The following is a 7,443-nucleotide window of genomic DNA, read 5'->3' as shown; positions in this document are numbered from 1 at the left end:
CGCTGACCGGCTGGGCGACCCTGGCCGAGAGCGCCGCCGCCGAGCACCGCGGGACCGGACTCGTCAGCGCACGCTGAACCCGGCCCACTTCTCGAGCAGCCGCGCCGCCTCGCCGTCGTCGATCGCCGCGGCGGCCCGGTCCACCGCGGCCCGCATGGCAGATACCAGGTCGGAACCACGCTCGAGACCGTCGAAGGCCACCAGCGCGGCCGCGGAGTTGAGCAATACCGCATCGCGCACCGGGCCCCGTGCTCCCGCGAGGAGATCGCGGGCGACCCCGGCGTTGTGGACGCCGTCCCCGCCCCGCAACTCCTCGATCGAGCAGGTGCTCATCCCGAAGTCGGCGGGCTCGACCTGATCCTCGTCCACATGACCGTCCGAGACCCGCAGCACCCGGGTGGGACCGGTCATGGTGATCTCGTCGAGGCCGTCCGACCCACGCACCACGAGCGCCGACCTGCCGCGCAGCGCGAACACCTCCGCCATCACCGTCATCAGCCCCTCGAAGGCGCAGCCGATGAGGTTCGCGGCGGGTGCCGCGGGATTCGTGAGAGGCCCGAGGATGTTGAAGACGGTCGGGATCCCGATCTCACGCCGGGGGGTCGCGGCGAAACGCAGCGCGGGATGGAACACGGGCGCGAAGCAGAAGGCCACGCCCACCTCGTCGAGGCACCGCCCGACGTCCTCCGGGCCGAGGTCGATCGCCACCCCGAGCGCCTCGAGCACATCGGCACCGCCGCTCTTGGACGATGCCGCCCGGTTGCCGTGCTTGACCACGGGCACTCCGCAGGCGCTCACCACGAGAGAGGACATCGTCGAGATGTTCACCGTGCCCTGGCGGTCACCACCGGTACCGACGATGTCCACGCAGGGACGATCAGTGGGCACCCGACGGGAGTAGTCGAGCATGGTCGAGGCCAGCGCATCGAGCTCCGGACCCGTGACGCCCTTCATTTTCAGGGCAACGCCGAAGGCGGCGATCTGAGCGTCGGTGGCGACACCCTCCATGATCCGGGACATCGCCCAACCGGCCTCCGCCGGATCGAGGTCCCCGCCCGCGGTGAGGGTGCCGAGAACCCCGGGCCACGACCTTCCCCCGTCGAACGCTGCCGAACTGCCCACGTGTCCCGACCTCCTCTGGTGCCATGGAAACGGACACGCCCCACAGGGTGCCGCCCGCACGGCGTCAATCGTGCCACTGTTCCGACCCGGCCCGTGCGCTGACACCCTGTACTCCGGCGGCGGCGAGCGGCCGGGGCTCGCCTGAGAGTGCCCTGATAGCCCCTGCAAGGGGGACCAATACCGACCCTTGCCCTGAGGGTTTCCGAAGCGACCTGCGGAAACGCTGGACGGACACGCCGATTTCGGGGGTCCGTGCAGACTCGTCCCTCCTCAGGGGTCATACTTGGCCACGTGACGAGCGCAGTAGATAACTCAGGATCGGCCATGGCCCAGCGTGTTCATTCGCTGAATCGGCCGAACATGGTCAGTGTGGGCACCATTGTCTGGCTGTCCCAGGAGCTGATGTTCTTCGCGGGTCTGTTCGCGATGTACTTCGTCTCCAAGGCGAACTCGGGAGGTGACTGGCCCTCCTATCCGGTGCACCTCAACGTGCCGTTCGCCCTGACGATCACCGTCATCCTCGTGGCGTCGTCGTTCACCTGTCAGATGGGCGTGTTCGCCGCCGAGCAGGGTGACGTCTTCGGCCTCCGCCGCTGGTATGTCATCTCCGCGGTGATGGGCACGGTCTTCCTGATCGGTCAGGCGTACGAGTACGTGCTGCTGTACCTCGAGGGCACCACCATCTCCTCCAGCGTGTACGGGTCCGTCTTCTTCATCACCACCGGCTTCCACGGTCTCCACGTCGCGGCGGGTGTCCTCGCCTTCGTCGTCCTCGTCATGAGGACCACGATGTCGCGGTTCACCCCGGCGCAGGCCACGGCCGCCATCGTGGTGTCGTACTACTGGCACTTCGTCGACGTGGTGTGGATCGGCCTCTTCGTCACCATCTACTTCATTCAGTAGTCAGCTGGCCGCAGGACGCTGTGTCCAGCAGGTCCCAACTCCAAAGGGAACTCACAATGAACTCACCTCACCCACCCGCTGCGGACACGCCGTCGCCGGACCCGGCGACGACACCGACGCGTCCGGTCTCCACCAAGCGGCGCCGTAAGGCGACCGGCGCGCTCGTCATCGCTGCCGGCCTCCTCGGCGCGGGAGCCATCGCCACGGCAGTCGTGCCCGAGCCGCAGGTGGCGACGGCCCAGCAGGACCAGGCCGCGCTCATCGCCGAGGGCAAGTCGATCTACGACGTCTCGTGCATCACCTGCCACGGGCAGAACCTGCAGGGCGTGGAGGACCGTGGCCCCTCGCTCGTAGGCGTCGGCGCGGGTTCGGTCTACTTCCAGGTGCACTCCGGCCGCATGCCCATGGCGGACAACCAGGCCCAGGCGGAGCGCAAGAAGCCCCGCTACAGCGAGCACCAGATCATCGCCCTGGCGGCGTATGTCGACCTCCACGGCGGCGGGCCGGGCATCATCACCAACCCGGACGGCACCATCGCCCAGGAGTCGCTGCGCGGCGCCTCCGGCGAGAGTCGTCCGGAGGAGATCGCCCGCGGTTCCGAGCTGTTCCGGCTCAACTGCGCGTCCTGTCACAACTTCACCGGCCGCGGCGGAGCACTCTCCGGCGGTAAGTACGCGCCGGTTCTGGACCCTGCCAACGAGCAGGAGATCTACCAGGCCATGGTCACCGGCCCGCAGAACATGCCCAAGTTCTCGGACCGGCAGCTCACGCCTGACGAGAAGAAGGACATCATCGCCTACATCAAGGCCACGGATAACAAGGTCTCGCCCGGTGGCTACGGCCTCGGCGGTCTCGGCCCGGTGACCGAGGGCGTGGCTATCTGGCTTGTCGGCATCGTCGCCCTCATCGGTGCGACCCTGTGGATCGGATCCCGTTCATGAGTGAGACCCCGAAGAACCCGTCACCGGCGGACCTGGACCGCATGAGCGAGGCCGAGCTCGTCGAGCTGGGCACCCGGCTCGACGGAGTCGAGATCCGGCACCGCGAGAGCCGCTGGCCCGAGGGCGTGACCACCCGCGCCGAGAAGCGCGCCGCGCGCACCGTCACCACCTGGTTCGCGCTGTCGGCACTGTTCGCCCTCGCCTTCGCCGTCGTCTACATCTTCTGGCCGTGGGAGTACCGCGGTGAGGGTGAGGACGGCTACTGGCTGTACATGGCGTACACGCCGCTGCTCGGCGGCACGATCGGCCTGTCGATCCTGTTCCTGGGCTTCGGCGCCGTGCAGTTCACCAAGAAGTTCGTCCCCGAGGAGATCTCGGTCCAGACGCGGCACGACGGTCCCTCGGACGAGGTCGACCGCCGCACGATCGTCGCCGAGCTCAACGACTCATGGAAGACCTCCACCCTCGGCCGCCGCAAGGTCATGGGCGGCTTCCTCGGCGCGAGCGTCGGTCTCATCGGCCTGTCCGCGATCCTGCCCCTCGGCGGCATGATCAAGAACCCGTGGAAGCGCGGAGAGATGACCCTCTCCGGTGACGGCACCCTCCACACCACCGGCTGGACCCTCGCCTCCGAGAACCGCCCCGACGGCCTGCCGCCGGAGAAGGTGTACCTCGGCCGCGACACCGGCAAGGTCTACCCCGACGGGCATCCCCCCGCCGGTGAGGGCCGCCTCGAGCGCATCCGCGTCGACGACCTCGCCGCCGGTGGCCTCGAGTCCGTCTTCCCGCTGCCCGCGAGCGCCCTGGGCAACTTCGAGGAGCACATGCACTCGATCCACGGTTCGCGTAACTCGGTCATGCTGATCCGTTTCCGCCCCGAGGACGCGGCCCGCGTCGTCAAGCGCAAGGGCCAGGAGAACTTCAACTACGGCGACCTGTACGCCTACTCGAAGATCTGCACCCACCTCGGCTGCCCCACCTCGCTGTACGAGCAGCAGACCCACCGTTTCCTCTGCCCGTGCCACCAGTCGCAGTTCGACGCGCTCGAGTACGCGAAGCCGGTCTTCGGCCCCGCCGCGCGCGCACTGCCGCAGTTGCCCATCGCGGTTGACAACGAGGGTTACCTCGTCGCCAACGGTGACTTCATCGAGCCGGTCGGACCTGCCTTCTGGGAGCGTCGTTCATGAGTAACAACACCAAAATCGCCGCGGTCGGCAATGCGCTCGACTCGCGGTACACCATGGCCAAGGGCATGCGCCGGCAGATCAACAAGGTCTTCCCCACGCACTGGTCGTTCCTCCTGGGCGAGATCGCCCTGTACAGCTTCGTGATCCTGCTGATCTCGGGCGTGTACCTCACCCTCTTCTTCGACCCGTCGATGTCGAAGGTGATCTACCAGGGCGCCTATGCCCCGCTCAACGGCATCGAGATCTCCCGGGCCTTCGAGACCGCGCTCAACATCTCTTTCGAGGTGCGTGGCGGGCTCTTCGTCCGGCAGATCCACCACTGGGCGGCGCTGCTCTTCGTCGCCTCGATGGTGGTCCACATGATCCGCATCTTCTTCACCGGTGCGTTCCGTCGCCCGCGTGAGGCCAACTGGGTCATCGGCTGCGTCCTCCTGCTCCTGGGCATCGTCGAGGGCTTCCTCGGCTACGGTCTGCCGGACGACGTGCTCTCGGGCACCGGCCTCCGCATCACCTCCGGGATCATCGTGGGTCTGCCCGTGATCGGAACCTGGATGCACTGGATGATCTTCGGCGGGGACTTCCCCGGCGAGATCCTAATCCCCCGCTTCTACGTCCTGCACGTGCTGATCATCCCGGCCATCATCCTCGCGCTGATCGCCGCTCACCTCGCGCTGGTGTGGTACCAGAAGCACACGCAGTTCCCCGGGCCCGGCCGCACCGAGAACAACGTCGTCGGCGTCCGGATCCTCCCGGTTTTCGCCGTGAAGTCGATCGCTTTCGGCGCCATCACCGTCGGCATGCTCATGCTCTTCTCGGGCCTGTTCACGATCAACGCGATATGGAACCTCGGGCCGTACAACCCGTCGCACATCTCGGCGGGCTCGCAGCCGGACTGGTACATGCTGTGGACAGAGGGCGGCGCGCGAGTGATGCCGGCCTGGGAGCTCTACCTCGGCCCGTACACCGTGACCGCCACGACCTGGGTGGCCGTCATGCTGGGCGCCATGGTCGCCCTGATGTTCGCCTACCCCTGGATCGAATCCAAGTTCTCGGGCGACACCGCGCACCACAACCTGCTGCAGCGTCCGCGCGACGTTCCCGTCCGCACGGCTGCGGGCATGATGGCCATCTCGTTCTACGTGATCCTCGTACTGATGGGCTCCAACGACCTCATCGCGTACTTCTTCAACATCTCGTTGAACGCGACCACGTGGGCAGGCCGAATCGGACTGATCCTCGTTCCGCCGCTGGTGTACTTCTTCACCTACAGGCTCTGCCTGGGTCTGCAGCGCGCGGACCGCGACGTCCTCGAGCACGGCATCGAGACCGGCATCATCATGCGCTTGCCGCAGGGTGAGTTCATCGAGGTCCACCAGCCGCTCGGCGAGGTCGACGAGCACGGCCACCCCGTGCCACTCGAGTACGCCGGCGCCAAGGTCCCGTCCAAGATGAACCAACTCGGCGTCGCCGGACGTCCCCCGCAGGGTGGCCTGTCCGCCGATCCGGCCGACGAGGCCAAGCTGCTCGACGAGTCGGCACACGACAAGCACGAGCGCGAGTACCGGATGCTCACCACGCTGCAGGAGGAGAACCGTGCCCGTCGCAACAACGACGAGCACTGATCCCCGACAGCACCCGACCGCGGGCCGGATCTCCACCTGGAGGTCCGGCCCGCGGTCGTCGGAAGCCAGCCGTCGCGGCCGAGGGGAGGCACAGATGAGCGACGATCGGATGCCGGTGGGCCCCGGACGCGGAGGACTCGTGCTCACCGACGAGGTCGACCGCGCACTCGACCTTCTGCACTCGGGACACGATCTCTTTCTCACCGGTAGGGCCGGAACCGGAAAGTCGACCCTGATCCGCCGGTTCCTCGCCGAGACCGACCACCCCACCCTCGTCGCCGCGCCCACCGGGATCGCAGCCCTCACCGTGGGCGGCTACACCATCCACCGGCTGTTCGGCTTCCACCCCGACCACACGGTCGACCACGTGCGCAGCAGCGCCTACCGTCCCGGGCGATTCACCCAGGCCCTCGCCGGCGCCCACACGCTCGTCATCGACGAGGTGTCGATGTTGCGGGCCGACGTCTTCGACATGGTCGCCATCGCGCTCGAGAGGTTCGGCCCGGACCCGACGATGCCGTTCGGGGGCGTCCGGCTCGTCCTCGTCGGTGACCTCTTCCAGCTACCGCCGGTGGTGACGGCCTCCGAGAGATCGTCCTTCGAGGCGACCTACCCGACGCCGTACTTCTTCTCGGCCGAGCGCTACCACCCCGAGCACTTCCCCACCGTCGACCTCACGCATGTCTTCCGGCAGTCCGGTGACCCGGAGCTCACCGCGATCCTCAACTCGATCCGCGAGGGCGCTCTCGTCGGCCCGGCGCGCGAACGGCTCAACTCCCGCACCGACCCGGACTTCGATCCGCCGGACGACGAGTTCTGGCTGACGCTCACCACCACCAACCGCAGGGCCGCGAGCCACAACCAACGCCGCCTCGATCGGCTATCCGGGTCGGAACTGGCGATGGAGGCGACGCTCACCGGCGATCTCACCGGGTTCGAGCTCCCCACCCGGGAGGTGCTGGGGTTCAAGGTCGGCGCGCAGGTCATGATGCTCACCAATGACCCGGCGGACCGTTGGGTGAACGGATCCATCGGACGGGTGCTCGATGTGACCCTCGGGCGACGGGGCGACCGCGGAGAGCGAGGACCCGTCGTCGTCGTCGCCTTCATCGGCGGTGAGGTCGCCGAGGTCGCGCTCCACACCTGGGACGTCACCCGGCCGGTGACGGACGGCGGCGGTATGCGACACGAGGTGGTCGGGTCCTTCACTCAGTTCCCGTTCACCCTCGCCTGGGCGGTGACCATCCACAAGAGCCAGGGACAGACCCTGGACAGGGTCGTCGTGGACCTCGGCGACGGCACGTTCGTGGCGGGGCAGCTCTACGTGGCGTTGAGCCGCTGTCGGTCTCTGGAAGGCCTCGTCCTCACCCGGCCGGTGCTGCCCGGGGACCTCAAGACGGACCGGCGGATCATCCGGTTCCTGCGGGCGCCGGACGGTGGGCCCTCGGCCCGCCGCTACTGCGCTGTCGCGGTGGTGTCCGTCGGCGAGGACGGGCCCCGGTCCCGGCCCCGGCCGGTGGAGCTCGCCATCGCCTTCCCCGACGGCACCGCGGTGACGACGCTGGTCAATCCCCAGCGCGACCTGGCCCGGGCGCGGACGGACTACGGCATCACCGTCTCCGATGTCCTTCTCGCCCCCACGCTCCTCGAGGCGTGGTCGATGGTCGC

The 7,443-nt window shown here is 68.0% G+C and carries 6 protein-coding genes; 5 read left to right on the top strand and 1 reads right to left on the bottom strand.

The features are described 5' to 3' along the window. Positions 1 to 63: 63 nt before the first annotated feature. Complete coding sequence (gene trpD, locus G6023_RS14750; protein ID WP_120285798.1) at positions 64 to 1,122, bottom strand: anthranilate phosphoribosyltransferase; 1,059 nt, start codon at positions 1,120 to 1,122, stop codon at positions 64 to 66. Positions 1,123 to 1,413: 291 nt separating this feature from the next. Between trpD and ctaE the strand changes: the two genes are divergently transcribed. From ctaE to G6023_RS14725, 5 genes are all read left to right on the top strand, one after another. Continuing rightward, complete coding sequence (ctaE, locus tag G6023_RS14745; protein WP_182636209.1) at positions 1,414 to 2,025, top strand: aa3-type cytochrome oxidase subunit III; 612 nt, start codon at positions 1,414 to 1,416, stop codon at positions 2,023 to 2,025. A gap of 56 nt (positions 2,026 to 2,081) precedes the next feature. Beyond that, positions 2,082 to 2,966: a cytochrome bc1 complex diheme cytochrome c subunit gene (qcrC, locus tag G6023_RS14740; RefSeq protein ID WP_182636208.1), complete on the top strand. Its 885-nt coding sequence runs from the start codon at positions 2,082 to 2,084 to the stop codon at positions 2,964 to 2,966. Continuing rightward, positions 2,963 to 4,153, top strand: coding sequence for a cytochrome bc1 complex Rieske iron-sulfur subunit (gene qcrA, locus G6023_RS14735; protein WP_182636207.1), 1,191 nt, complete (start codon positions 2,963 to 2,965; stop codon positions 4,151 to 4,153). Before qcrC ends, qcrA begins: the two co-directional genes overlap by 4 nt. Further along, on the top strand, positions 4,150 to 5,775 hold the full coding sequence (qcrB, locus tag G6023_RS14730) for a cytochrome bc1 complex cytochrome b subunit (RefSeq protein ID WP_182636206.1): 1,626 nt from the start codon (positions 4,150 to 4,152) through the stop codon (positions 5,773 to 5,775). Before qcrA ends, qcrB begins: the two co-directional genes overlap by 4 nt. A gap of 94 nt (positions 5,776 to 5,869) precedes the next feature. Then, a partial coding sequence (locus G6023_RS14725; protein ID WP_187700237.1) for an ATP-dependent DNA helicase occupies positions 5,870 to 7,443 on the top strand: 1,574 nt, incomplete at its 3' end.

It is taken from the genome of Dietzia sp. DQ11-71, assembly GCF_014144995.1.
Lineage (GTDB): Bacteria > Actinomycetota > Actinomycetes > Mycobacteriales > Mycobacteriaceae > Dietzia > Dietzia kunjamensis.
Note: the sequence above shows the minus strand (reverse complement) of the source record. Positions and strands in the feature narration are given on the sequence as shown.